The following is a 26325-nucleotide window of genomic DNA, read 5'->3' as shown; positions in this document are numbered from 1 at the left end:
TAGCATATCCGCGCCCTGCCCCCATAGCATTTTCATTATTTTTCTTGTCGAAAAGCCTGCCCCGCCGGCGGGGAGCGCCGGAAAGACTCAGGGCAGCAAGTCGAGCAGGATGAGACCCTCATGGAAAAGCAAAAGGGCGAAAAAACAGAGCAGGACGCCAATCCCGCGCAAAACATCGGCAAAGAGGCGACCGGAAAGGAAAGTCCGGGCACGGCCCACCAGGAATGCGAGGAAGATTTTGCTTCCGATCAGGAGCAGATAAAAACTGCCGACAAAAACAAAGGCGGCAGGGCCGCCCTCCTCCTGAGAGGCCCGAAAAAGGACGGGCCCGCCGACACTGAGCCAGAAGAGATACGGGTGCGGGCTGAGGGCGTTGGCCAGAGCCCCGCGCCGGAATGGGTGCGGGTCGGGCTGCGCGGCGGGGGCAAGCGCAAACCCGGTCCGGCGCAGGTCGGCTACCCCCATGGCGAAGAGCAGACAGGAACCGAAAAGAGCTAAAATCCCAGGCAGCACAGAATTTTCGGCAAGCCGGCCGAGGCCGAACAGCACGAAACAGACGATGGGCAGATCGGTGGCAAGCGGCGCCAGGGCAATCCTGATCCCGGCCGCTCTGCCATGCCGCAGGGTTTCGCCGATGACCAGGGCCAGGAGGGGACCGGGGGAAAAACCGGCGGCCAGCCCGAAAATCGCCCCGGAGGTCAGATAAAAAAACATCGCGGCGAGTCGGCGGCTTCCTACAGCTCGAAAACCGCAACCGTGTCGTGATACTTGTCGACAAACTCTTCGATGATCAGACGCATGTTGCTTTCAAAGTGCGGCACCTCGGGAAAATCCGCTTTCCTGTCCTCATAGGCCAGAACGTCAAAAAAGAAATCCTTGGGATTTTCCGTATCGTATTCGGTGAGATGAACAAGCTCGTTGGCCAGATGCACCACCTTGACGCCCAGGCGTTTCGCCCGGGGCTGGGCCGGATCATGGTGCAGGCCCACCGGCACGGAAATCGCCTCGGGCAGGCCCCATTTCTCAAGCAGGGCCATGCCCACCTCCGCGTGATCCGTATGGAGCAGCCTGCGTTCCACGGAAAACATCGCTTCCGGTTCGCCGCTGCCGGTGCGATTATAGCGCTCCAGCTGCAGGGGCCGGTCGAGTATCACCTTGCCCACGTCGTGGAGCAGGGCGGCGGTGTAGATGGCGGATACATCACGGGCCTTGGCGTAGCGGGCGATGATGTTGGCCAGGGTGGCAACGGCAAAGGAATGGCGCCACAGATCTCCCCGGCCCAGGGCATAGGCTTCCTGCGGCGATTTCAGCAGGCCTATGGAGGCGCTGGTGATGGCAATGATCTTGACGGTCTCCAGGCCCAGGCGGACGATGATGTCCTTGACCGAGGTGATTTTTTTCATGTGGCCGAAGTAGGCCGAATTGGCCATCTGCAGCATGTTGGCGGTAAGCCCCGGATCCTGCTCGATCTTCTCCGAAAGCTTGGCAATGGAACAATCCGCCTCATGGGCAATGGAAAGGACATCCAGGGCCACCTCCGGACAGGGGGCGATCTTTTCGACATCCTTGATATATTCCTGGGCTACATCCATGGTTTCTTTTCCCGTTTCTCAACCAAATTTCATGGTGAAGGCGGCAAGCTGATTCATTGGTTGACCAGGCCGCCAGAGCAATTATTGCACACCGGGGGCCTGTTGTAAATAACAGGCTGCGTCCGCCTTCTTGACAGAGCGGCCGGGATGATTATTTTTTGGCGCAAATCGCCTTCCGCCGGCGGAACCCCGTGAAAAACAAGCGGCACCGGTCCAGCGAGCGGGACAAACTCCGGGTTTAGCGGAACGGCGGCACATGACCTTCTGGCGCCGATGCGCCATGGCCCCATTTTACCAGACCACCACCAGACAGTGAGGGAGAAAATGAGTTCCGACGCAAAAACCACTCAAACAGAGACCAAGGAGTTCCAGGCCGAAGTCAGGAAGATGCTCGATATCGTGATCCATTCGCTTTACACGGAAAAAGATATTTTCCTGCGTGAACTGGTTTCCAATGCCGCCGACGCCCTGGAAAAATTCCGGCACCAAAGCGTGGTGGAACAGGAGGTTTTCGACAGCCATGTGCCCCTTGAGATCACCATCGATGTCGACGACCAGAACCACACCATCACCATCACCGATACCGGCATCGGCATGGACCGGGGCGAACTGGAGGCCAATCTCGGCACCATTGCCCACTCCGGCTCAAAAACCTTCTTTTCCCAGCTTGCGGAAAGCGAACGCAAGGGGGTGAACCTCATCGGCCAGTTCGGCGTCGGTTTCTACGCCGCCTTCATGGTGGCGAAAAAGGTCACGGTGAAATCCCGCTCCTATCGCATGGACGACATGGGCCATGAATGGGTTTCCGACGGCGAGGGTACCTTCACCATCGCCATGTGCCCGGGCATCCGCCGCGGCACCAGCATCACCCTGGAGCTGAAGGAAGAGGCCAAGGAGTTTGCCAGCGAACACGCCATCCGCCGCATCATCAAGCAATACTCCAGCTTTGTCCCCTTCCCCATCAAGGTTAAGGGCGAGGCGGTGAACACGGTGCAGGCCATCTGGACCCGGCCGAAAAACGAGATCAAGGACGAAGAGTACGGCGAATTCTACAAATTCATCGCCAATGCCTTTGACGAACCCCTGACCAGGCTGCATTTTTCCGCGGACGCCCCCCTGGCCATCAAGACCCTGCTCTTTGTCCCCAAGGAAAATTTCGAGGCCATGGGCTTCGGCCGCATGGAGGCCGGGGTCAACCTTTACTGCCAGCGGGTCCTCATCGAACAGCACAGCAAGACCATTCTCCCGGAATGGCTGCGCTTTCTTAAAGGCGTCATCGACAGCGAGGACCTGCCCTTGAACATCTCCCGCCAGGCCCTGCAGGACAACGCCCTGGTCGCCAAGATCAACAAGGTGGTCACCAAGCGCTTCCTCAAGCACCTTGAGGAACTGAGCAAAAGCGAGCCTGAGAAGTATGCGGAGTTCTGGAAGGACTTCGGCATGTTCATGAAGGAAGGGGTGATTTCCGACTATGCCTACCGGGAGGAACTGGGCAAGCTCCTGCGCTTTGAATCGTCCAAAACCGAGCCCGGCAAGCTCACCTCGCTTGCCGAGTACGTCGAGCGGATGCCCGAGGCACAGAAGGAAATCTTTTACATCAACGGCCCCAGCCGGGAGGCCATCGAGAACGGCCCCTATGTGGAGGCCTTCAAGCGCCGCAACATTGAAGTCATCTACACCCTGGAGCCCATCGATGATTTCGCCATGAGCCACCTGGGATCCTTCCTCGAAAAGAAGCTTGTTTCCGCGGACCGCGGCGATCTGGAACTGCCTGAAACCGAGGCTGCCAAGGAGGGGGAAAAGGCCGAGGAGAAGAAGGAGGCCATGGCTGGCGAGGAGAGCGAGGCGCTGGTCAAATGGCTTAAGGAAGCGCTGGGCGAAAGGGTCAAGGAAGTGGTCGCCTCGAAACGCCTCACCGACAGCCCGGCCATGATCGTCAACCCCGACGGCTTTGTCACCAGCAGCATGGAGCGGATCATGCGCGCCTCCGGCCAGCAGGGGTTGCAGCAGTTCGGCGGCAAAAACCTGGAGATCAACACCGGTCACCCCCTGATCAAGGGGCTGCCGGCCCTGAAAAACAAGGATGCCGAGCTTGCCAGAAGCGTGGCCGAGCAGATCCTCGACAATGCCATGATCCAGGCCGGCCTTCTGGTGGAGCCGCGAAACATGGTGGCGAGAACCTACCGGATTCTGGAAAGACTGGTGGAAAATCCCGGTTGAAAAGCAAGGCCGGAACGCGGTATACCTCAGAGGGTGGAGCACGCGACAAAGGGTGTTCCACCCTGACAGATTTTCCCCACGGCCGCCACGGCGGCCCTCTGCTGCTCAACACACTGAAGACAAGGGAACAACCATGATTGACGTCGAGGAGTTGTGCAAATCCTATGACGAGGTGGAGGCCCTGCGCGGGGTTTCCTTTCATGTGGAACCGGGCGAGATCATCGGCCTGCTCGGGCCGAACGGCGCGGGGAAAACCACCATTATGAAGATCCTCACCGGCTATCTGCAGCCAAGTTCCGGCAGCGCCAGGGTCGCCGGCCTCGAAGTGCTGGACAACCCTGCCGCCGTCCAGGGAAAGATCGGCTATCTTCCGGAAAATGCTCCTTTATATCCGGAACTCACCGTGCAGTCCTATCTGAAGATGATTGCCGACCTGCGCGCCATTCCCAAGGCCGAGCAGCGGGCGCGGCTTTCGGAGGCCATTCATGCCGTGGGGCTGGAAGAACGCCTGGTCCGTCCCATCGGCGCCCTGAGCAAGGGCTACCGCCAGCGGGTCGGCCTGGCCCAGGCCATTTTGCACAAGCCCGAGCTTTTGATTCTCGATGAGCCCACCAACGGCCTGGATCCCACCCAGATCGTGGAGGTGCGGCACCTGATCAAGAAACTCGCCCAAAGCAGCACCGTGCTTCTTTCCACCCATATCCTTTCCGAGGTGGAGGCGACCTGCGACCGCGCCATTATCATCATCGGCGGCGAGGTAAAGAGCGATGCCCGCCTTGCTGAGCTGGCCGTCAGCACCGACGCCCTGCTCAGCGTGCTCGGCGCCGGCAGCGAGGACGCCCTGGCCGCCCTGGCCTCGCTGCCGGATGTGCAGCATGTGGAGCTTGTCGGCCAGGAAAACGGCCGCAGCCGTTTCCGGGTGCATGGCGCAAGCGACCGCGACCTCTGCCCGGAGATCTACAACCTGGCCCGCAAAAACGACTGGATTCTCTGCGAGCTCAGAAAGGAAGTGCGAACCCTGGAGGCTGTTTTCAACGAACTGGCCGGCGGCCAAGGAGGTGTTCAGTGAATCAGACATACGCCTTGGCCAAGAAGGAGCTGAAAGCCTGTTTCGGTTCCCCCATGGCCGCCATCTTCATCGGCGCCTTTCTTGTTTCCGTGCTTTTTTCCTTTTTCTGGCTGGAGACCTTCTTCAGCCGCAACATCGCCGATATCCGTCCGCTCTTCCGCTGGATGCCCGTGTTGCTGATCTTTCTCACCGCGGCTCTCACCATGCGCCAGTGGAGCGAAGAACAGAAGATGGGCACCCTGGAGGTGCTCCTGACCCTGCCTGTCCGCCTGCGCCATCTGGTCCTGGGCAAATTCCTGGCGGTCTGGGCCCTGGTCGGTCTTTCCCTGGCCCTGACCTTCGGTCTGCCCTTTTCGGTGTCGGTCCTGGGCAACCTCGACTGGGGGCCGGTGGCCGGCGGCTATCTCGGCGCCATGCTCCTTGCCGCCGCCTATATCGCCATCGGCCTCTTCGTCTCCTCCCGCACGGACAACCAGATCATCGCCCTGATCGTCACCGTCCTGATCAGCGGTTTCTTCTATCTGCTCGGCTCCGGTGGCGTCACCGACTTCATGGGCACCACCGCCAGCGAGCTTTTGCGCAACCTCGGCACCGGCAGCCGCTTTTTGAGCATCGAGCGCGGGGTGATCGATCTCAGGGACGTGGTCTATTATCTCTCCCTCACCGTGCTTTTCCTGGCCCTGAACACGGTCTCCCTGGACTCCAAGCGCTGGAGCCGCGGCAAACGCACGGCCAGCCATCGCCGCAACGCCAGAATGGGCGTCCTCCTGCTGGCGGCAAACCTTCTGGCCTGCAATGTCTGGCTTGCCTCGCTGCACTGGCTGCGCCTCGATCTCACCGGACATAAGGAATTTTCCCTTTCCGCCTCCAGCCGCGATCTCATCGAAAACCTGCCCGAGCCCCTGTTGCTCCGCGGCTATTTCAGCGAAAAAACCCATCCCCTGCTTGCCCCGCTGGTGCCGCGCATCCGCGACTTCATGCAGGAGTATGAAATCGCCTCCGGCGGCAAGGTGACGGTCTCCTTCCTCGATCCCAAGTTTGACGAGACGGCCGAGGCCGAGGCCAACCAGCAATACGGCATCAAACCGGTCCCTTTCCAGGTGGCAGGCCGCTATGAGGCCGCGGTGGTCAACTCCTATTTCAATATTCTCGTCAAGTATGGCGACCAGTATGTGACCCTGGGCTTCAACGATCTCATCGAGGTGCGGACCCGACCGGACGGCGAGCTGGAGGTTGGCCTGCGGAACCTGGAGTACGACCTGACCAGATCGATCAAAAAGGCGGTGTACGGCTTCCAGAGCCTCGAGATGATCCTTGCCGGGCTGGAGAAGCCCATGCAGCTCACGGCGGTGATCACTCCCGCCTCGCTGCCCGCCCAGTTCAAGGAGCTGCCGCCGGTGATCACCGAGGTGGGCAAAACCCTTGCCGAGGAAACGGGCGGCAAGGTCGAGTTCATAACAATGGATCCGGATCTGCCCGGGGCGGCCCTTTCGCGGGAAGCGGTGAATGAACGCTTCGGAATCAAGCCCCTCACCCTCTCCATGTTTTCCGATGGCGATTTTTACCTGCACTTGCTCCTCACCGTGGGCGGACAGCACGAAAGGATCTTTCTGGACAGCGGGATGGGTCCGGCGGAAATCCGCCAGGAGATCGAGGCCGCCATCAAACGCACCTCCTCCGGCTTCCTGAAAACCGTCGGCGTCTGGATCCCGCCACAGGCCGCCGCCATGATGCAGGAAGGGGGCCAGCAATACCGATTTTTCCAGCAGGTGCTCCGGGAAAATTATAACCTCACCTCCATTGATCTCAAATCCGGGCATGTTCCCGGCGAGGTTGACGTGCTGCTGGTGGTGGCGCCCCGGGATCTCTCCGGGGTTGAACGGTTGGCCATTGACCAGTACCTGATGCGCGGCGGCAGCGTGGTCGCCCTGGCCGGCAACTATGTGCTCGATCTGGAGCCGGGCCAGCAGGCCATCAACCTCAAGGAGATCAAGGGGGGGCTTGTCGATCAGCTTGCCCATTACGGGATCACGGTTGGCAAGGCCCTGGTCATGGACAGCCAGAACGAACCCTTTCCGGTGCCCGTGGCCCGGGATCTGGGCGGCATCGTCATCCAGGAGATCAAACAGATCGATTATCCCTTCTTTGTCGATGTCCGCGCTTCGGGCATGGCCAAAAACAATCCGGCCGTCGCCAACCTGGCCACCGTGACCATGAACTGGGTCTCTCCGCTTTCGGTGACCGCCGACAAGGGCAAGGCCTTTGCCGAGGTGACCCTGCTCTCCTCCAGCCCCGATTCCTGGCTTTATGCCGATACCGATATTCAGCCTGACTTCGAGAGGTTCCCCCGCTTCGGTTTTGCCGAGGGTGAAAGCAAAGCCAGCCATGCCCTGGCTGTCTCCCTGAAAGGTTCGTTCGTCAGCTTCTTCAAGGACAAAGCCGATCCCCGCCTGGCCGGGACGCCGGAAAAGCCGGCCGCCCTCCTTACGCCGCTCCTCCAGAGGTCTCCGGATTCCTCCAGGCTGGTCGTGGTGGGGAGCTCGGAGTTCATCAGCGACACTGTGATCTCCATCGCCCAGTCCATGGGCCAGGATCGTATTCTCAACAGCTTGGAATTCTTGCAGAACATCATCGACTGGTCCCTGGAGGAGGAAGGGCTGCTCAGCATCCGATCCCGGGGCACCCATGCCAGGGTGCTTCCGCCCCTGTCTCCCCGGGAGCAGGCCTTCTGGGAATGGCTCAACTATGGTTTGGCCCTGCTCGCCCTGCTGCTGGTGAGCTGGTATGGATATCGCCGCCGCCATCGCGAGCAGCCGATGATTCTTGACGATGTTGTCAGCTGAGAGGAACCGAAAATGACAAAGCGCAATTCTATCCTTTTGGCCTTGCTGCTCCTGCAGCTGGGAGTTATCGCCATTTTCTCCCTGGTCGGCCGCAACGACCAGCCACCGCAGGTCGTTTTTTTTGCCGGGCTTGAGCCCTCCCGGATCACGGGCCTCAGCATTACCGGCGAAGAAGAGCGAAGTACGGTTCTGCGGAAAACCGACTCTGGCTGGCTGATCAGCTCAGAGGGCGATCTGCCGGCGGATCCGGCGAAAATCGACACGGCGCTCAAAACCCTCACCGCCCTCAAGGCCCAACGGCTGGTCACCCGCACCCGGGAAAGCCACAACCGTTTCCTGGTCGGGGAAAAAAAATATCTTCAGCGCATAACCCTTACCCTTGCCGACGGGCAGGAGCAGAGCATCTATCTCGGCACCGCCCCCTCCTACAAATCGACCCACCTTCGGGCCGCGGGAGACGACCGTGTCTATCTGGTCAACGACTTTTCGGCCTGGGATCTGCCGCCGGAGGCCTCGGCCTGGTGGCTCGCCGACTATGTGGACCTGCCGGACGATGGCCTTGCCGAGGTACGGATCACCAATGCGCAGGGTATTCTGATTCTCAAAAAAGACGGCAACGGCGCCTGGCGGCTGCAAGGCCTGCCGCCGGAAGCCATTGACCCGGCCAAGACCCAGGCCCTGGTTGACGGCGCGCGCCGGATCACGCTCAGCGAATATCTCGGCCGCGAAAACAGGAATGAATACGGGCTGAACCCTCCTGCGGCCAGCGTCACCCTGGTCGGCAAATCCGGAGAAACCACTCTGCTGATCGGGGCCAAGGACGCGGCCGGCAGCACCTCGGTGCTGAAATCCTCGGCCTCTCCCTTTTATGTGCGGGCCAGCAATACGGCCCTGACCGGCATCCTCGCCGCCAGGGCCGATGGCCTCCTGGGCACCGAAGAAAAGAAGGATGAGACGCCAACGGGGGGTGCTCCGTAAGGAGGAGGATTCGGCCAGTCCATCCCGTGGGGATTGCTTTCCGCCGCACCGGAGAACGCAGGAATTTCCCCTCGCGGTTTTCCTGCCGATTTCCTCCCTCGCAACACCCGGTATTCTTTCGGTATTGAAAGGGATCAGCCGATGCATTACATACGTATCATCTTTTTATGTTGAGCCAGCCACCACCGGACAGCTTGAGCCCATGAAACCCAACAAGAGAAAACGATCGCGTCTGGCCCTGCATACCGAGGTAACGGTCGGCACCGGCAATCAGAAAGTTCTCCGGGCCATGAGCAAGGATATCAGCATGAATGGCCTCTTTATCCTTTCCGAGGAGCGGATTCCCGTGGGCGCTGTCTGCGGGATAGAAATCACCGTGAGCGGAAAAAGCAGCAATCTCAGAATCCGGGCCAAGGGCATCATCAGCCGGCATGCCCCCGACGGTATGGGCATCCAGTTTCAGGATGACCTCGAATGGTGGCCGGTTCTTGAAGATTACTTTCTTGCCGGCATCAACCTTGACACCGGCGGCAGCGCTTCCTTCCAGCACTCCGGCAAGCGACCATTGCCGGAAACACCCTCCGGGTAATAGAGATCGCCGCACCCATCGAACAGTCCGATACAACCCTCTCAAAAACCAGATTTTTATCTATTGGCGCTTTGCCGGTCTCCTTTTTATAGTCTTCGGGTTTCAATTTATTCGTTGCCGCTGGGATTTGCCGGCGGCAACCCTGAACAGGAGGGGAATTTCCCCATAATAAGAAGGAGATTTTTTATGATTCCTCAAGTCCAAAAGTCCTGGCATGCTCTTTTCTTCATGCTTCTGCTCGCCATAAGCTTGACCATGGCCGGCTGCGCAGCCTCGCAATCCGGCCCATCCGCATTGGCGGACGGCACCATGATCACCAAGGGCAAGGTGAAAGCGATTGCCAATGATCTGGTGACCATCAAACCGCCCAAGGGGGATGCGGTGACCGTCAGGTTAACTGCGGACACGAAGTTCGATGGCCTTGACTCGGCAAAGGCCATTAAGAAAGGAAACGCCTTTGAGGTCCGCTACAAGCTGGAAGGGGCCGAAAACATTGCCATCTCGGTGAAAGCCATTGCCGAAGGTTCATGCTGAAAAGCCGCGCCAAAGTCTGCATAAAAAAAGCCGGCTTCCCGCCGGCTTTTTTTATGCCCATTCTCCCCACCGCTATTCCTCGGAATTACTCTTCACCTTGGGCTTTTCGGTAATTTCCTTGCGCAAGCCGGCCATCTTTTCCTGAAACTTTTTGACATACTGGTCCAGAACGTCATCGGATTCGATGACGTAAGGGGTGATCATCACCAGCAGTTCCGTCTTGGCCGCCGACTCTTTCTGATATTTGAACATCCAGCCCAGCAGCGGAATATCGCCCAGAATCGGTACCTTGCTCTCGGTATTATTGTTATCCTTGGAAATGAGCCCGCCCATCATGATGGACTGACCGTCCTTGACCGCAAGCTTTGTCTTGAGTTCACGGGTGGAGATGACCGGCGAATTGATGCCCGAAGTCTCATTGGTGGTGGCCTGACTCACCTGCTGATTGATATCGAGGATAATGACGCCGTCATAGTTGATGCGGGGGGTGACCTTGAGAATGGTGCCGGTATCCTTATACTGCACGGTCTTGTCATAGGTCGGGGTATCCACCCCCACCCGCTCGGTTTCGGTGGTGACAATGGGCACCTGATCGCCCACGTTCACGGTGGCCTCCTCGTTGTTCAGCACCAGAACTTGGGGAGAGGAGAGAAGGGAGACATCGGTTTCCGAGGCCAGGGCATTGAGAAGACCGACAATCTGGTCGCTGCTGTTGAAGATTGAATAGGCAACCCCGTATACCTTCTCCCCAGCCGCGGCGACATTGGCAAAATTGGTGTTGATTTCCTGGCGATATTGCGAGTCGTTTATCTTCAGCTTGTTGTTTTTCAAGGCCCACTCAATGCCGAACTCCCAGGAGTCGCTCAGACGGACCTCGGCCACCAGCACCTCGATGAGCACCTGGCGGGGCAGATTGTCCAACCGCTCCAGCAGTTTGACCAACCGGGTGTAGTCAGGGGTGAGGGCACGGATCAGGATGATGTTGCGGCTGTCATCAGCCAGAAGCAGAGGCTCGCCAGCAAAACGGAGGCTGGCGCTTTTATCCCCCGTGCCCGCGGCCTTTCTGGCGGCCGGTCTGGCCAGGGAGGCGGCGGCCCCGGCGGCTTCCGGCCGGGAAGGATCGCTGTCCGCGGTCTTGTTCAGCCCGGAGGCCCCCGCTTCTCCGGAAATGTTCTTCGCAAAGGCCGAATCCCCGGTTTTCGCGGTGGTGTCCCCCTCGATCAGGGAGGTAACCAGTTCCGCCAACTCCGAGGCTACGGAATTACGGACATTATAAAAATAGATATTGTCCCGCCCCTCCACCGGCACCACGTCGAGCTCCCGGATCCAGCGGTCGGTATTGTCCAGCAGCTGTTCGCTCTTGCTGACCAGCAGCATGGAGTTCACCCGCTCCAGGGGAATGAGGGTTACGCCTTCATGCTCCTTGGGATTGATGGCCAGGGCGGCGAGGATTTCCTGCAGCTCATCGCGCAGGGTGAAGAGCGGCGCGTTTTCCACCCGGATCAACCGCACCTTCATCGCCGAAAGCGGCGAGATGTCCAGGCGGGCAAGGACGCTCACCATGTCGAGCACCTTGCTCTCGAAATCGTAGGCGATCAGGGTATTCTGGCTGGTCAGGTTGTAGAGGGTGCCGGCTTCGGAGCGGTAGGGTTCGATGAGCTTCTGCGCCTCGGCGGAGGAAAGATGCACCACCGGAATGATCTGCATGACCATGCGGGAGGATTCCGAAAGCGACCCAGCCTCCCCAGGCCCGTAAATCCTTTCCGGACTCCCGCCCTTGCTCGGATAGATGTAATAATAGTCGCCTTCATTCCTCACATCCAGGCCGTTGATATGGAGTATTTTCTGGAATACCCCGAAGAGCTGCTCGGTGCCGATTGTCTGCCCGGAACGGATATTGACGGTCCCCTTGACCTTGGGGTCGACAATGTAGTTGATGTTGAGCGTCTCGGTGATGACCTGAATGAACTCGTAGATGTCGGCATTGTCAAAATTGAGGACGACGCCGCCCTCAACCACTTCTTTTTTCTCCTGCCTGCCGGCGGCGCCAACGTTTTGCAGATACTCGTTGCCGCTGTCCCGGTTATCCGTCATCTCGGTAACCCGGGGCTTGCCAGGCCCTTTCTTTTCTTCCGCTTCGAGAACCGGGTTTTCCTTTCTGCTTTTTTCAACCTCGGCTCCGACTTCCTGGAGGTCTACCCAAGGGCGGGTCTTTGGCTGCGGGCTGCAGCCAAAGGCGAAGACAAGGAGCAGGAGGCTGATCATTATCTGGATATGAAGGCGCTTCATTGAAGGATTTCCTTTGCTTTTCTGCGTCGCTCTTTCATGATACGCTATTTTTTTACAAATTTTCAATATGTTATACAAGGCAATCCTTACGGGCTGCCATTTTTCTTCACCGGCGACGGCAGCTTTCCCGGGATAATCATGGGCCGCGTCGTCGGCAGAGGGTACGGTGCCGGCCTGACCGCCGGCTTCACCGCATTGGGCGCCTGCTGAACCGCCGGATTCGCCGCAGTGGACGCCGGCCGTTGCTCATCGGGCAACGGGGTGGTTGCAGGCGTCATGGCCTGCCCTTCCTCGGGCGGAGCACCTTGCCGTCCTCCGCCATCATGGCCATCCGGAGTCTCAGACGCAGGCGCGGCGACCTGCTCTTTGCCGCTGCCCCGCGCCGGAGTGGCAAGGGGAGGCGCAACTGCTCGTTCCTTGTTGCGGTCATAGAGAAATTTTTCGATCTTTTCGCCGCCGCGGCTGAAGACGATCTTTTCCGGTAAAATTTCCGCAACCTTATATCCGCCGACCGTATCTCCGACCACAACCTGGAGAAATCCCTGTTTCTGCGCCTGAGGAGCAGGCATCCTGCCGCGGACCAGGCCCTGCTGTTGGGGGATGCCCCCCCCGTAACTGAGCAGGGCCTTTGTGCTTGCCGCCGTGATAATCGAACCGCTGTACTGAATCCTGGCTATATCGATATTCTCCACGGTTTGAGCCTGGCCGTTCTTGCCGCCGCCCTTGAGACTGCGTTCGGCATTGAAGATGTAACCCTCGTTGAAATCAGGCATCCGGCTTGGCGGCGCGGGCTGCAAACTGATGGATCGGTCGGCCGGCAGCGCCCTGGCTTCCAGCGGTGCTTTGGTTTCCGGCGGGGCAGGGGCCGGCAGCGAGACAGGCCCCAGCGCCACCACCATGGCGCGGACCTGGGCCAGCAGGACGAACAGCAAGAGAACGGTAATGGCCAATCTGATTCTCATGCCGGTTTGTCCCCTGTCTTGCTGATTTTATAATAGCCCCGTACCTCCATGAAAATTTTCAATTCACCCTGGCTGAATGGCTTGATGGTATAATTCTCTATCAAAAACAGCTGATTGCTTGCATAAAGAATCTGCAGGAACTTGGCGAAGTCGTTCAAAGAGCCGGACATCCGGATCTTGATGGCAAGGTCACCATGCCCCTGCCGGTCGATGGCCTGGCCGCCGCCAGAACGAACCGGCTGAATAAATTCCGGCTCAAGCCCCGCCTTGCTGATCTGCGACTGCAGTGAAATCTGCATGGAGGAGGCGATCTTTTCTTCGCTGTCGCCGGCAAATAGCAAGGCTTCCAGCTGCTGCTGCCGCCTCGACTTCAGGCTGACCCTGCGCTCGATCTCCGGCAACCGCCGGACCGCCTCCTGGTATTGCGCCAGCAAATCCATGCGGCCGGCCAACTCCTCCTGGCGGGCGTTCACATAATCCACTCCCCAGCGGCCCAGGTTCAGAAGGAGAAGCACGGCGGCCACGCCAACCAACAGATGGCGACGCTCAAACCGGTTGAAAAAATCAACGAGCAGCTTCACGGCAGGGTAAGCTCCAGCTGAAAATAGTTTTTATTGTTGCGCCGGCTTGTCGAGCGCAGCCGGACCTCGCCGAACCCTTGCAGACGCTGGGAAAGATCGGTCATGTCATCGGCGTAGCCGTCGATAATGATGGGACCATCCCTTTTCTCCATCCGGATCTGATCCAGATACGCGGAGGCCGGCAGCTTTGCGGTCAGATGGGAGAACATGGCGATGAGGTCCGGATTCCCGCCCAATTCCTCAAACCGGGAAATCCCTTTCTCCAGTTCATTTTCCTGGCTGTTCAGGGCGGAAATCTTCTTTATCTCCGGCTGCAGTTTCATTATCTCCGCATCCACCCGGGCGCTGGTCTGATGAAAGCGGTACTCCTTGAGGCCGAGCAGGAGGAAGAGGGCGAGAACATTGAGCAGGGCCAGGGCGCTGACAAAAATCTTGAAATAATCCGGCCTCCGATAGCCCAGGGGCAACAGATTAAAATCCTTGCCAAGGGGCGCCTCGACCAGCAGGACATCCGCGTCGGCGAAGCCGCTCTCCGGCGCAGGGTTCGGGCAATAAACGACATCACTGCCGCCGAGGGCCACGGCTTCCGCAAAAGTCGGCGGGGAAGGACAGAGAAGACGTTCACGGAGACGCCCCTTGCGGAAGGTATACATCTTGGCGATAGCCCCGGGCAGGAGCAGGCTCCATTGCTCCTTGCGCCGGCCGCGGCCGAGGTAGCGCTGGCTCAAGGGGAAGAGGCCGGCTATGGTCTGGCCGCCGTCGCTCAGTTCCCGCAGATGGACTTCGATCACCTCCCTGGGCACGGCGTAGAGCGTCACCCGGGTACCCTTCTCCTCCCGCTCGGCGCTGTAGCTGTAAAAATAGGCTTCTTCAGGAAAAGGCAAAAGCTGGTCGAGCTGGTACCGGATGGCTTCCTTGACCGCCGGGGTCTTGGCCGGCAGCGTGAAACTCTTGCAGAAAAGCAGCTCCTCAGCGACATAGACGGTCACCGCGGCCGCTTCGCTGTCAGGGCTCAGGCCCACCTTGCCGAGAAGGCCTGCCAATCGGCCGGCGGGCAAGCGCTGCCCGGCCGCGCTCTGCTCGCCTCCCCCGATACGGATCATGCCCTGGCTCGTGACCAGCATTTCCACCCCTCTCATGAATATCGCTCCTTCCAGGCGAGTATCTGATAGCCGTTGGCCAGCAGACGCACCACGGCCTGGACGGTAACGCCCATGGCGGCTTGCGGATCTTCCGTGTCCGGCGTAACGCCGGGCTGGCCGGTGGCGGTTATGCTGAAGATACGGCTGGCCGCGCCTTCGCTGTAGCCGAGGAAAGGCTCCAATTCGCGAAAGCGCTCTTCACCGATGATCTGCATGGCCATGGCCGGATTGAGCGTGGCGTAGACCTCCTTCGCATCAAAATAGGCCTTGCGCCGGTCCACATCGCCTGCCACCACAAAATCCAGCATGGCCGGCGTGAGGCTGTTGAGGTTGATCTTTTTCTCGGTATTGCTGACGGTGAAGACCTCCAGGGGGTCAAATCTGCCGGCAAGACGGGCGGTGCCGCGAATCAGGAAAAACTCCGCCGGGTCTTCGATTCTGCCGTTGCGGGGAATATAGGGCCCCGGCAAGGTCTGGTAATAATCCTGCTCCGCGCCGTTAACCCGATGCAGGGTGTCGGTGTCACGCCAATCAAGGAGGGAGTCCATGACGATGGCGCTCTCGTCGGGGGAGAGTCCATGGTACTGCAAAAACAGCTCGACAAGTCCGGAGGGCGCCGTGTTGAGATCTATCTTGCCGGATTCATTGGCGGCATGATAGCTCACCCTGCCCTGCTCAAGAAAGGCCTCGTACTCCTCTCCGGCCCGCAGAGCGCCGTATTCTTCTTCCGCCTCCAGGGCAAGGGGCTTGTCCATGAGCCGGAAGAGGGCGATATTGACCCCGGCCTCCGAGAGCATGGCGGCCTGATTACGCACCCGGGCATTGAAGGTGATACGCTGTTCCGTGCGCACGGCCAGGATGAGCTGAGAGGCAAGAAAACTGGTGAGCAGCAGAACCACGATGACAACCAGCAGGGCAAAGCCCTGGCTGTTGCGGGTTATGCCGGCAGCCGGCCTCCTTTCTTCTCGGGTCATTGCCACCATAGCCTCAACGCTTTTCAAGGGTGACGGTTTCCAATCCACCGCCGTCACTAAAAATTTTCCGGAGGACAAATTTCTGTCCTTCCACAAGAATCTCGCCCGCCGGTGCGGAACGGCTGACGTCGCCTCTTTCCCGCAGCAGTGCGGAAAAGGCGATGGATTCCTCCAGATCGGCGGCCCTGCGGTTGTCCAGATGAAAAATATTGGCCATGGACTGCGAAAAATTCTGCAATACCGCCACGTAGGCCATGCTGAGGATGAGCACGGCAACAAGCACCTCAAAAAGGGTGAATCCCTGCCGACCGCCGCACTGCCGGCGCACTGTTCCGCCTTTTTTCACCATGTCGGCTGTTACCGTCTCATACTTAAAGTAATATTTTTCAGTTGCGGCAGGCATTTAGGGGAAAAAAGATATTCCCGCTCGCCCACCCTGGCGGTCACGGCGCCAACCTCTTCGTTCCAGGCAAGGAAAAGCGGCCCGCCCCCGGAATATATCGGCTCCATCTCGCTCAAATCCGGCCGATACTCCTCGCCGTAATCGATATTGTAATAATCCTTCTTTTCCAGATAGTAGAGGGTCTGCGACACCTCGTCATACCGGTAGACGGCGAGAACCGTGCCGGCCCCCCGGTTCAGAAACGGCTGCCGGGTGACGACGCGAAGCAGGTTCTCTTCCCCTGAAATCCGTATCCTGTTCTGGCGCATGTCGTACCAGGCACAGCTCACCTGTCGGCGCAGAAGATTGAGCAGGCTCTGTTCCCTTGCCATGCTTGCGATCCGTTCTTCGCCCTTGCTGCTGAAACCGATCCCCACATTGAGCACCGAATAGATCATGGTGCTGACCATGCCCAAGAGCAGCACCGCAACCAACAGCTCAAAAAGGGTGATACCCTGCTGGCCTGTTATCCTCGCCGGCATCCTGCCCATGAAACTACTCCTCCCGCGCCGGGATCCCGGTCAACGGGTCCACGACAAACTCCGCGGAGCGGCGGCCGCTTCGCGCCACCAGGCGGGCAGGAGTCGCCAGCCCGTCCGGGTAAAAAGTCAGGATCTCCGGGGTGAAAACAACTTCCCCGTTCTCCGCCAGGGTGAGTGGTTTGCGTTCCGTCACCGCCCCGTTGAAAAAGAGCGCCTTCTCCTCCGGGACAAAATGGAGATGCACCGGCCTGCCCCTTCCCACCGCCATGAGACGCGCATAGCGGATCGCGGCCAGGAGTTCCGCGGTTTGCTCCCGGAAGCGCAAACTGTCAAGAAAGCGGCCGGTGGCGGGGGCGGCCACCCCGGCGATGATCCCCAGCAGCATCAGGACGAGGAGCAGCTCGATGAGCGAAAACCCTCGCCGGCCGAGATGCCGGCTGCCATTTCCGGAAATATCCATCCTCAGCCGGCAATATCGTTGATGCTCAGGATGACCGAAAGCATGGAGACCACCACATATCCGGCAATGACGGCGATGAGGAGGATAAAGATCGGCTCCACCATGGCGGTCAACCGTTTGATTCTGGTTTTCAGCTCCTTTTCAAAATGGTCGGCGATCTGGCCGCACATCTCCCCCACCCTTCCCGATTCCTCGCCGATGGCCAGCAATTCGGTGGCCAATTCGGGAAAGAGCTTCTCGTCGCCCAGGCGCTGGCCAATGCGACGCCCTTCCTTCAGTGCCCTGGTGGCATTGTTGAGCAGGCGGCGGTATTCGGCATTCATCGCCACCCCGCTGCCGATCTTGAGCGCCGAGGCCAGATGCACCCCGTTGTTGACCAGGACCTCGATGGTCCGGAAGATGCGGGTTGTCTCCAGATTCCGGACAAAACCGGACAATACCGGGATCTTCAAGGACCACCGGTCAAAGCGGGCTTTGCCGGCCGGGCTTTTCAGATAGCTCACCGCGCCGAGCGGGGGTCCTGCCAGCACCAGCGCCGTGAGGAAGGGGTGACTGCTGATCAGCTTTGCCGTTGCCATCAGCATGGCGACATGCCCCGGCAGCTCTTGTCCCATGCCCTCAAAGAGAATCTCGAACCGGGGCAGGATGGTGGTGAGCAGGATGATGATGGCGCCAAAGCCGACCACCAGGAGAAAAAGCGGATAAATAGAGGCGGAGATGACATACTGCTTCAACTCCTGGAAGGCAACCTGATAGCTGGCGATTCGCATGAGCATGGCCGGCAGGATGCCGCCCTCCTCACCGGCCCGGACGATGTTGATATACATGGACGAGAAGTGGGGGTAATCGGAAAGGGCCTGGGAAAAGGATTTGCCTTCCTTGATTTTTTGCTCCAGCTCACCGACAAACCTCTGGAAGGCGGGCTTGTTGCTGTGCCGCTTCATGACCCGCAGGGCATGGTCCAGGGCAAGCCCGCTCTGCAAAAGCAGGCCGATCTGATTGGTGAAAAAATCAATGTCCGCCCTGGTGAGTTTCTCCTGCCGGAAGCGATGCCTGAAAATATCGAAGGAGAAGGCGCTGCCCCGCTGCTCCCGGATGGAGAGGGGGCGATACCCCTGTTTTTTCAGGCGGGCTGCCGCCTCGCTCTGGTCGAGCGCATCGAGGACCCCTTCCTGCAACCGGTTGTCACCATCAAGGGCCGCGTATTTAAAGCTCCTCATTTTCCGTTCCCCTGCAGACCCGCACCACCTCGCTGAAGGTGGTGAGCCCCTGCCGCACCTTGGCTAAACCGTCTCTGAACATGGGGGTAAAGCCGCTCGCCTCGGCGACCTTTCTCAGCTCAACCAGATCCAGCCCCTTGGTGATGCCGCGGGCCATGGCGTCATTGCTGACGAGAAACTCGTAGAGGCCGATCCGGCCGGTATAGCCGGTCTCGGAACAGGAATCACAGCCGCTCCCCTTATAGATGGGAAAATCCTCGCCATCCGGGGACTTAAAGCCGGTATCGCTGAGCCTGCCGTCCTCCACCTTGCAGTGCGGGCAGATCCGCCGCACCAGCCGCTGGGCCAGGACGCCCCGCAGGGAGGAGGCGATGAGAAACCGCTCCACCCCGAGATCGATCATCCGCATCACCGCGGAAACGGCATCGTTGGTATGCAGGGTGCTCAGGACCATATGACCGGTGAGAGAGGACTGCACGGCGATTTCCGCGGTTTCCAGATCGCGGATCTCGCCGATCATGATCACGTCCGGATCCTGCCGCACGATGGAGCGCAGCCCCTGGGCAAAGGTGAGGCCGATGTCCGGGCGGACCTGGATCTGATTGATCCCGTGCAACTGATACTCCACCGGGTCTTCCACGGTGATGATCTTATTGTTGCCGGTGTTGATGTGGTTAAGCGCGCAGTACAGAGTGGTGGTCTTGCCGCTGCCCGTTGGGCCGGTGACCAGAAGAATCCCATCCGGCTGCGAGATGGCCTTGCGGAACTGCTCGTCGATCTTCTCCGGCATGCCCAGGGAGGACATATCGAGAATGATGGCGGCCTTCTCCAGGATACGGATGACAATCCCTTCCCCGAAGACCGTGGGCAGCGAGGAAACACGCAGATCGATCTCCTTGCCGGAAACCCGCATGGAAATCTTGCCGTCCTGGGGCAGGCGGCGCTCGGCGATATCAAGACCGGCCAGGAGCTTGATCCGGGAGATGATGGCCGGTTGGATGGCATGGGGAGGGATTTCGAAATCATGGAGTATGCCGTCGATCCGAAACCGGATCTTGAGCCCGTCCTCAAAGGGCTCCGCATGAATATCGCTGGCGCGCCGGGTAAGGGCGGCGCCGATGAGGTTGTTCACGTACTTGATGACCGGCGCCTCGGTGGCCATGTCCTTGAGTTTGTCGATGTCGGCCTCGTCCATGACGATCGCGCCTTCGGGCTGCTCGGCGATGGCAAAATGTTTTTCCAGGCTTTTTTTGAGCTTCGGTTCAGCCATGAGCTCAAGGGTAAAGGAGGCCCCGGCACTCAGGGTTTCGCAGGCGGAAAGGATATCGTTGCTGAAAGGATCGCTGGCCACCAGCAGCAGGCTGGGCGGGTCGCCGCGCTGGACCATGAGGAAGGGATTGATGCGCAGGAAGTTGGTGGAGATATTGGCGGTGATCACCTGATCGTCTTCAAGGGGGGTGTAGAGGCTGCCCCCGATCTGCTCGGCCAGGGCGGCAGTCAGATCATCTTCGCCGATGTACCCCAGGGAGATGAGGATTTCTCCGAGACGGTGCTGAACGGTTTCCTGATGGGCCAGGGCCCGCTCCAGCTGGTTGGGCTGCAGCTTGCCCTGCTGAACCAGCAGGGTGCCGATTTTTTCTTTCTTATGAAAAAAGGCATTCAGCATAGTATGCGCCAGCCCGAATGCGCGCCAAGGCCTAAGCGGTCATCTCGCGGCTCTTTCGGGAGTGCCGGGGTTATTCCCAGCTTCCCACATCCGCGTTTTCTTTTTCGCCGCCAGGCTGGTTGTCCTGTCCGTAGGTGTAGATGTCCAACTCGCCATGCTCCCCGGGAATCCGATAGCTGTATGGATTGCCCCACGGATCGTTGGGAACGGCCTTTTTCAGATAGGGGCCCTCCCACTTCTCTATGCCGGGATTGGTCACCAGGGCGGCGAGTCCCTCCTGCTGATTCGGGTAGCGGCCCACATCAAGCCGGAAGGCATCGAGAGCGGTCATCAGCATTTCGATCTGGGTTTTCGCCGCCTTTTGCTGAGCCTTGCCAAGTTTGCCGAAAAGTTTCGGCCCGACCAGGGAAGCAATGAGACCGAGAATGACCATGACGATCAGCAACTCCATCAGGGAGAAGCCGCCCTGCTTTTTTTGCTTTGTCTGCTTGTCCATATTCCTAATCACGAGTTGATGTTTGCTTTTTCTTCCCCAATGGACAGAAATTCACATAGATATTTCATATGCTTACAATGGCAGAAACAGCCCTGTCAAGCTAAAAGCCCGTTAAATCCGCGAGACAAGCGGCAAAAGAAGCCTATTTCCCTTCAGCGGAGCGCTGTTAGGCCAAAAGGATGAAGAAAAACAGAAAAAGGATCAGCACGAAGACCGCGCTGCTGCCGACGCTGAAAAAACCGGCGCGGAAGCGGGCAAGAAACCGCGCCTCGGCAAGGGCGGCCTCTTCGGCGCCGATACCGGTCAGCTCCCAGGTCGGCTTGGCCACGGCCATGACCAGCCGGGCCGGGCCATCCTTGTAGAAGCAGGCGAGCTTTTTCGTCAGCCCCGAGGCCAGGGTGCGGTTGGCCCAGGCGTTGAGGCCGTTCAGCCATTCATCGAGCATGGCATAGACCAGGGCGCAGCCCCGGCGATAGAACCAGTCAAGATCGATGGCAATGGTATCGGTCCGCTTCAGCATGGGCAAAAAGAGGAAAAAGACCAGGCCCGAAAAGATGAGCATCTGGGTCTGCGTAACCACGTGGGCGAAATGGCCGAGATAGATGTCGGTAAAGGTATGGGGCATCACCGACTTCACCAGCTCGGTGTCGGGCAGGATATTGTAGAGCCGTTCCGGAAACATGCCAAGATAGATGCAGAGGAAGGAGAGAAGCCCCATGCCGGCCAGCATGCATTTCGGCGCCTCCGCCGGCCTGAGCCCCTTATCCTTGGCAAAAAAGACAAAGTAGGGAAACTTGATGCCGGCGTGGAGAAATACGCCGGCCGAAGCCACTTCGAGGATCAGCCAGGCCCAGAAGAGATGCTGGTTGGCGGCGGCGGCGAGGATGATGGTCTTGCTGGTAAAGCCGGAAGTGAGGGGAACGGCCGAGATGGCCATGGCGCCGATGGCGCCGAAGGTCAGGGTCCAGGGCATGGTGTTGTAGAGGCCGCCCAGTTCCGTGCACTTGCTTTTGCCGGTGCGATGGAGCACGGCGCCGGCGCTCATCCAGAGCAGCGCCTTGTAGATGATGTGGCAGAAGGCATGCGCCACCGCGCCGTTTAAGGCCAGAGGCGTGCCGATGCCCACCGCGCAGACCATGAAGCCGACCTGATTGATGATGGAATAGGCCAGGATGCGGCGCATGTCGTTTTCAAGCAGGGCATAGATGATCCCGTAGATGGTCATGACGCAGCCGAGAACAATGAGGATCTCCCAGCCTGGAAAACCGCGGATCAGGGTATAGACCGCGGTTTTCGACGTGTAGGCGCTGAGAATCACCCCGCCCAGCACCGTCGATTCCGGATAGGCATCGGGCAGCCAGGAGGAAAAGGGCAGCGAGGCGGCGTTGACCAGAAAGCCGGCGATGATCAGCCAGGACCCCAGGCTGGCGTGCCTGGGGTCAAAGGCGGAGAACGCGATGGAGCCGGTCTCGTGAATGGTGAGTATGATGCCGGCCAGCAGCACCAGGCCGCCGAACACGTGCACCAGCACATAACGGAAGGCGGCCTGGTAGGATTTTTTCGTTTTCCTGGCCAGGATCAGATAGACCGAGGTGATGGCCATGGCCTCCCAGAAGAAGTAGAGGGTGATGAGGTCCGCGGCGAAAACCACCATCAGGGAGCTGCCGATATAGAGCAGGGCACTGAAAAACTGGCTGGCGCTCTTTTCGTAATAGCCGTAAAGAAAGGCGGCAAAGGCATTCAGGGTGAAGATATAGCCGAAGGCGCGGCTCCACTTGTCAACCCGCAGGAGCTCCAACTGAAAGTCAATGAGAGAGAAGGAAAGGCGCGCCGTCTCGGGAAGCTGATGCACCTGGAAAAAAGCCAGGGCGGCCAGGAGGATGACATAGAGATTTTTGAGCCGGCCCTTGAGAAGCGGCACCAGCAGGGCGCCGAAAATCAGGATCAGGCCCGGAGGCAGGTTACTGAGCGTCATCGTCGTCATAATAGCCCACCTCTGCCTTTAAAAATAAACCGAGCCCCTTGGCCGCCAGGATACAGAGCGAACAGGCCACAAAACCCAGCAGCGCGTAAAAGCCGAAAAAATTCTCCTGTTCAAAATGGGGATGCCGGTGGACAAACAGCTCCAGCACCAGCGAGAGGATGCAGATCCCCCAGAGGAGGAGCCAGAGCTTCTTCTTGATTTCCGGCCGGTCGAAATAGCCGCCGTCGATGGGGATATCCTTTTTCATCTTCATGTCCTGGTCCTGACCCAAGATAAACTCGTAACGACCTCAAACAGCAACAGGTCCGCAACATAAAAGCAGAGAGGCCATGGCAACAGCGCCTTCGCGAAGTGGCCGCCAATCCGCCTTCTTCAATACATCAGATTGGCAAAATCAAAAAAGAGCCATGGGCAGAAGAACAGCACCACGCTCATGATCGCGGTGAGCACCGGCGGCAACATGCAGCCGAGGGGCGCTTCGCCGATGCGGTTGTCAAACTGCGATTCCTCCGGGGTGCAGAAGAAGGCCTTGTAGACAATGGGCAAAAAGTAGGCGGCATTGAGCAGCGAGCTGAGCAGATAAACGACCAGCACCCAGAACATCTCCGCCTGCAAGGCCCCGCGCACCATGAGGAGCTTGCTGATCAGCCCGCCGGCCGGCGGCAGCCCGATAACGCTCAAGGCGCCGACGAAAAAGGCGAACATGGTTACCGGCATCCGCCTGCCGATGCCCACCATCTCGCTGATGTACTTCTTGCCGGTGGCGACGAAGATGGCGCCGGCGCAGAAGAAGAGGGTGATCTTGCCGAAGGCGTGCATGGCGATGTGCAGCATGCTCCCCTTCACCCCCAGGGCCGAGGCCAGCCCGGCGCCGAGGATGATGTAGGAGAGCTGGCCGATGGTGGAAAAGGCCAGCCGCCGCTTGAGATTGTCCTGGGAAAGCGCGATGAGGGAGGAGGTCAGCACCGTGCAGGCGGCGATCACGCAGATCAGGGTATTGAGGTTGGTCGCGGCCAGCAGGTTGATGCCGAAGATGCCGGTGATCACCCGGACGATGCTGAAAACCCCGACCTTGACCACGGCCACGGCATGAAGCAGGGCGGAAACCGGGGTCGGCGCCACCATGGCGCCGGGCAGCCAGGAATGCAGCGGCATCATCCCGGCCTTGGCAAAGCCGAACATGAACATCAAAAGCAATATGGTGAGCAGGGGCTTGGCCGTATCGGAAGGGAAAACGCCCATGCTGTTGAAATCGAGGGAGCCGGTCAGGGTGTAGGTAATCAGCATGGCGGGCAGAGCCAGGCCGATGGAGGTCGAGAGCAGATAGGTCAGATACTTGCGGCCGCCGGAGCGCGCCTCCTCATCCTGGTGGTGGGTGACCAGGGGAAAGGTGGAAAGGGAAAGGATCTCATAGAAGAGATAGAGGGTAAGGAGGTTGCCGGCAAAGGCCACGCCGATGGTGGCGGAAAGCGCCACCGCAAAGCAGATGAAATAGCGGGTCTGGGCATGTTCTTTTAAGCCCCGCATGTAGCCGATGGAGTAGATGGAGGTCACGATCCAGAGGGAGGAGGCCACCAGGGCGAAGAGCATGCCGAAACCGTCCACGGTCAGGGTAAGGGAAAGGCCGGGCAGGATGCGGCAGATCTCGTAGGTATGGGTGTTGCCCGCCAGGATCCAGCCCGCCATGGAGAGGATCAGGTAAAACTTGATGAAGGCCGCGATAAAGGTCCATGCCTCCCGCATGTTCGGCCTGGTATCGTTTAAGTAGATAAACGGCACCACCGCGAGGGAAACAAGGATGGCCAGGGCCGGGGTGGCGGGGAGAAAGGGGAGTTGATCCATGGCGTGTCGGTTCTTTGCCTTTGCGCTTGATTAGAGTCCGGCCGGAATTGTCCACTGGACAATGCCGCTGACTATTTCATTGGTATAGAGGCCGATAATGATGAGCGAGGCCGCGGTCAGCACCATGGGCACCAGCATGACGGCCGGCGCTTCGTCCCGCTCCGGCCGGGCATGCTGGCCGTGCCCTGAGAAATCTCCGAAATAGGCGAGCTCGATGAGCCTGAAAAAAATGATGGCATTGATGAGGCTCGAAAAAAGAAGGGCCCCGACAAAGAGCCATTGCCCGGTCTCGATGCCGCCTTTCAACAGATACCATTTGCTGAAAAAACCGCAGGTGGGCGGGATGCCGATGATGGAGAAAGCGCCGAGGATGAAAACCGCCGAGGTAACCGGCATCTTGTGAAAAACGCCCTCCATGGCGGCGAATGAGCTTTTCCCGGTTTTATGGATGATGGCGCCAACGGCCATGAAGAGACAGAGGGTCATGAGGGCGTCGCTCAAAATATGGTAGACCGTGCCGGTGAGCCCGCTTTCGTTGGCCAGCCAGGCGCCGCCCACCATGTAGCCCACCTCGGCGACGATGATATAGGTGAGCATCTTCTTGAGATTGCGCTGGGCCAGAGCGGAGATGGAGCCCGCGACAATGGCCAGGCTGGCCAGCCAGACCACCTGTTCATGCCAGGGAATGACCCCGTAGACGAAATCCACGGAAAAGACCGAAAACATGAGCCGGAGCATGATGTAGACCGAGACCTTGGTCATCAGCGGGGCGATGAGGCAGCTGGTGGTGGTGGCGGCCCGGGTATAGGCGTTGGGCAGCCAGCCGTGCAGCGGAAAAAAAGCCATCTTGATCCAGATGCCGAGGATGATGAGGATGAAGCCGATGCGGATGGTGATGGAATGCTGCATCTCGTCGGTGGAGAGGAGGCGGAAAAGGTCCGCCATGTTCAGGGTGCCGGTCTTGATATAGAGGTAGCCCACGCCCAGCAGATAGAAGCAGGCGCCGATGGTGCCCATGATGATGTATTTGAAGGTGGCGTAATAGGCATTGCCGCGACCGCGGGCCAGCATGGCGTAGCTGGAGAGCGCCGAGATCTCCAGGAGCACATAGAGATTGAATGCATCGCCGGTGGCGACCATGCCGGCCAGCCCGGTGACCAGCAGGCAGTAGAGGGTGTAGTAATGATGGATGCGATCCGGGATCTCCTCCCGCACCGTGGGCAGGGAATAGATCGCGGTGAGCAGCGCGCAGCCGCTGATCATGCAGAGCACCATGGCGTTAAGATGGTCGATGACCAGTTCGATGCCGTAGGGCGGGGCCCACCCTCCAAGTCGGTAATGAACGGGCATGTTGGTGTCCAGCACCAGGAGCAGGGTCTGCAGGGCCGCGTAAAAAGAGCCGGCCATGGCGGCCAGAAGCAGGCCGTAGGCCAGCCTGTCGCGCCTGCTCCCGAAAAGCGAGATGGCAAACGCGGTCAACAGGGGAATGATCAGGATGAGAACGGGATACTGCGCTGCCATCATTCTTCTATGCTCTCTAAAATTTCATCTTCTTCAATGGTCCCGTGCACCCGATGAATCTTCTGCAGGACGGCCAGGGCCACACCGAGGGTGGAAACGCCGACCACGATGGCGGTGAGCATCAGGACATGGGGCAGGGGATTGGCATAGAGGCTGGGATCGATGGCGGCGCCATGCTCCCCCTGGCCGTGGAGGAGGATGGGGATGGTGGAGCCTCTCTTGTCGCCGATGGAAACATAAAAGAGGATGATGGCCGACTGGAAGATCGACATGGCAATAACCTTTTTCAGGAGGTTGTTCTTGGCGATCATGCCATAGAGACCGATGAGCAGCAGGATCAGGGCGGCCCAGTAGTTATATTTCGCGACTATGTATGGTAAGAGTTCGGTCATAGGTTCATCATGCATTTAAAAATTCAGAATACCCCGGCAGGAGGCCG

Annotated in this window: 24 protein-coding genes; 6 read left to right on the top strand and 18 right to left on the bottom strand. The window is 59.1% G+C overall.

Features of this window, described 5'->3' with window-relative positions:
- Window positions 1-87 precede the first annotated feature (87 nt).
- Both ACUUL3_RS15120 and ACUUL3_RS15115 read right to left on the bottom strand, forming a co-directional pair.
- Window positions 88-714, bottom strand: a complete 627-nt coding sequence (locus tag ACUUL3_RS15120) for a LysE family translocator (RefSeq protein WP_448552746.1) — start codon at window positions 712-714, stop codon at window positions 88-90.
- Window positions 715-734: 20 nt separating this feature from the next.
- Complete coding sequence (locus tag ACUUL3_RS15115; RefSeq protein WP_448552744.1) at window positions 735-1592, bottom strand: HDOD domain-containing protein; 858 nt, start codon at window positions 1590-1592, stop codon at window positions 735-737.
- 324 nt (window positions 1593-1916) lie between these two features.
- Between ACUUL3_RS15115 and htpG the strand changes: the two genes are divergently transcribed.
- The 6 genes from htpG to ACUUL3_RS15085 all read left to right on the top strand — a co-directional run bounded on the left by htpG (window position 1917) and on the right by ACUUL3_RS15085 (window position 9825).
- Window positions 1917-3812, top strand: coding sequence for a molecular chaperone HtpG (gene htpG, locus ACUUL3_RS15110; protein WP_448552742.1), 1896 nt, complete (start codon window positions 1917-1919; stop codon window positions 3810-3812).
- A 133-nt stretch (window positions 3813-3945) separates the two neighbouring features.
- The gene (locus ACUUL3_RS15105) at window positions 3946-4881 is read left to right on the top strand and encodes an ABC transporter ATP-binding protein (protein WP_448552740.1); all 936 of its coding nucleotides are present in this window, start codon (window positions 3946-3948) and stop codon (window positions 4879-4881) included.
- Window positions 4878-7724: a Gldg family protein gene (locus ACUUL3_RS15100; protein WP_448552738.1), complete on the top strand. Its 2847-nt coding sequence runs from the start codon at window positions 4878-4880 to the stop codon at window positions 7722-7724. The genes ACUUL3_RS15105 and ACUUL3_RS15100 overlap by 4 nt, the downstream gene beginning before the upstream one ends.
- Before the next feature lie 12 nt (window positions 7725-7736).
- Complete coding sequence (locus tag ACUUL3_RS15095) at window positions 7737-8702, top strand: DUF4340 domain-containing protein (RefSeq protein WP_448552736.1); 966 nt, start codon at window positions 7737-7739, stop codon at window positions 8700-8702.
- 202 nt (window positions 8703-8904) lie between these two features.
- On the top strand, window positions 8905-9291 hold the full coding sequence (locus ACUUL3_RS15090; RefSeq protein WP_448552734.1) for a PilZ domain-containing protein: 387 nt from the start codon (window positions 8905-8907) through the stop codon (window positions 9289-9291).
- A 186-nt stretch (window positions 9292-9477) separates the two neighbouring features.
- Window positions 9478-9825, top strand: coding sequence for a hypothetical protein (locus tag ACUUL3_RS15085; RefSeq protein ID WP_448552731.1), 348 nt, complete (start codon window positions 9478-9480; stop codon window positions 9823-9825).
- A gap of 72 nt (window positions 9826-9897) precedes the next feature.
- Here ACUUL3_RS15085 and gspD read toward each other — a convergent pair whose 3' ends face one another.
- The 16 genes from gspD to ACUUL3_RS15005 form a co-directional block, all read right to left on the bottom strand.
- Window positions 9898-12114, bottom strand: a complete 2217-nt coding sequence (gspD, locus tag ACUUL3_RS15080) for a type II secretion system secretin GspD (RefSeq protein ID WP_448552729.1) — start codon at window positions 12112-12114, stop codon at window positions 9898-9900.
- 86 nt (window positions 12115-12200) lie between these two features.
- Complete coding sequence (locus ACUUL3_RS15075) at window positions 12201-13076, bottom strand: hypothetical protein (protein WP_448552727.1); 876 nt, start codon at window positions 13074-13076, stop codon at window positions 12201-12203.
- On the bottom strand, window positions 13073-13657 hold the full coding sequence (gene gspM / locus ACUUL3_RS15070) for a type II secretion system protein GspM (RefSeq protein WP_448552725.1): 585 nt from the start codon (window positions 13655-13657) through the stop codon (window positions 13073-13075). The genes ACUUL3_RS15075 and gspM overlap by 4 nt, the downstream gene beginning before the upstream one ends.
- Window positions 13654-14796 (bottom strand): hypothetical protein, encoded by a 1143-nt coding sequence (locus tag ACUUL3_RS15065; RefSeq protein WP_448552723.1) that lies wholly within the window; start codon window positions 14794-14796, stop codon window positions 13654-13656. Before ACUUL3_RS15065 ends, gspM begins: the two co-directional genes overlap by 4 nt.
- Window positions 14793-15773 carry a general secretion pathway protein GspK gene (locus ACUUL3_RS15060; RefSeq protein WP_448552721.1) on the bottom strand — a complete coding sequence of 327 codons (981 nt, stop codon included), beginning with the start codon at window positions 15771-15773 and terminating at the stop codon, window positions 14793-14795. Before ACUUL3_RS15060 ends, ACUUL3_RS15065 begins: the two co-directional genes overlap by 4 nt.
- 13 nt (window positions 15774-15786) lie before the next feature.
- A complete protein-coding gene (locus ACUUL3_RS15055) occupies window positions 15787-16122 on the bottom strand; it encodes a type IV pilus modification PilV family protein (RefSeq protein ID WP_448552720.1) in 336 nt (111 codons plus the stop codon).
- 8 nt (window positions 16123-16130) lie between these two features.
- Window positions 16131-16706: a PulJ/GspJ family protein gene (locus ACUUL3_RS15050; RefSeq protein ID WP_448552718.1), complete on the bottom strand. Its 576-nt coding sequence runs from the start codon at window positions 16704-16706 to the stop codon at window positions 16131-16133.
- Window positions 16707-16710: 4 nt separating this feature from the next.
- A complete protein-coding gene (locus ACUUL3_RS15045; RefSeq protein ID WP_448552716.1) occupies window positions 16711-17157 on the bottom strand; it encodes a pilus assembly FimT family protein in 447 nt (148 codons plus the stop codon).
- A 2-nt stretch (window positions 17158-17159) separates the two neighbouring features.
- Window positions 17160-18377 (bottom strand): type II secretion system F family protein, encoded by a 1218-nt coding sequence (locus tag ACUUL3_RS15040; RefSeq protein ID WP_448552714.1) that lies wholly within the window; start codon window positions 18375-18377, stop codon window positions 17160-17162.
- Window positions 18364-20043 carry a GspE/PulE family protein gene (locus ACUUL3_RS15035; protein WP_448552712.1) on the bottom strand — a complete coding sequence of 560 codons (1680 nt, stop codon included), beginning with the start codon at window positions 20041-20043 and terminating at the stop codon, window positions 18364-18366. The genes ACUUL3_RS15040 and ACUUL3_RS15035 overlap by 14 nt, the downstream gene beginning before the upstream one ends.
- Before the next feature lie 70 nt (window positions 20044-20113).
- Entirely contained in the window at window positions 20114-20539 is a 426-nt protein-coding gene (gene gspG / locus ACUUL3_RS15030) for a type II secretion system major pseudopilin GspG (protein WP_448552710.1), read from the bottom strand.
- A gap of 166 nt (window positions 20540-20705) precedes the next feature.
- Window positions 20706-22523, bottom strand: a complete 1818-nt coding sequence (locus tag ACUUL3_RS15025) for a Na(+)/H(+) antiporter subunit D (protein WP_448552708.1) — start codon at window positions 22521-22523, stop codon at window positions 20706-20708.
- The gene (locus ACUUL3_RS15020) at window positions 22501-22776 is read right to left on the bottom strand and encodes a hypothetical protein (protein ID WP_448552706.1); all 276 of its coding nucleotides are present in this window, start codon (window positions 22774-22776) and stop codon (window positions 22501-22503) included. Before ACUUL3_RS15020 ends, ACUUL3_RS15025 begins: the two co-directional genes overlap by 23 nt.
- A gap of 119 nt (window positions 22777-22895) precedes the next feature.
- On the bottom strand, window positions 22896-24365 hold the full coding sequence (locus ACUUL3_RS15015; protein WP_448552704.1) for a monovalent cation/H+ antiporter subunit D family protein: 1470 nt from the start codon (window positions 24363-24365) through the stop codon (window positions 22896-22898).
- 30 nt (window positions 24366-24395) lie between these two features.
- Complete coding sequence (locus ACUUL3_RS15010) at window positions 24396-25889, bottom strand: monovalent cation/H+ antiporter subunit D family protein (RefSeq protein WP_448552702.1); 1494 nt, start codon at window positions 25887-25889, stop codon at window positions 24396-24398.
- Window positions 25886-26278 (bottom strand): cation:proton antiporter subunit C, encoded by a 393-nt coding sequence (locus tag ACUUL3_RS15005; protein WP_448552700.1) that lies wholly within the window; start codon window positions 26276-26278, stop codon window positions 25886-25888. The genes ACUUL3_RS15010 and ACUUL3_RS15005 overlap by 4 nt, the downstream gene beginning before the upstream one ends.
- Between the last annotated feature and the right edge of the window lie 47 nt (window positions 26279-26325).

This window comes from Thiovibrio sp. JS02, from assembly GCF_053485635.1.
This window is presented reverse-complemented; position numbering and strand designations above follow the sequence as displayed.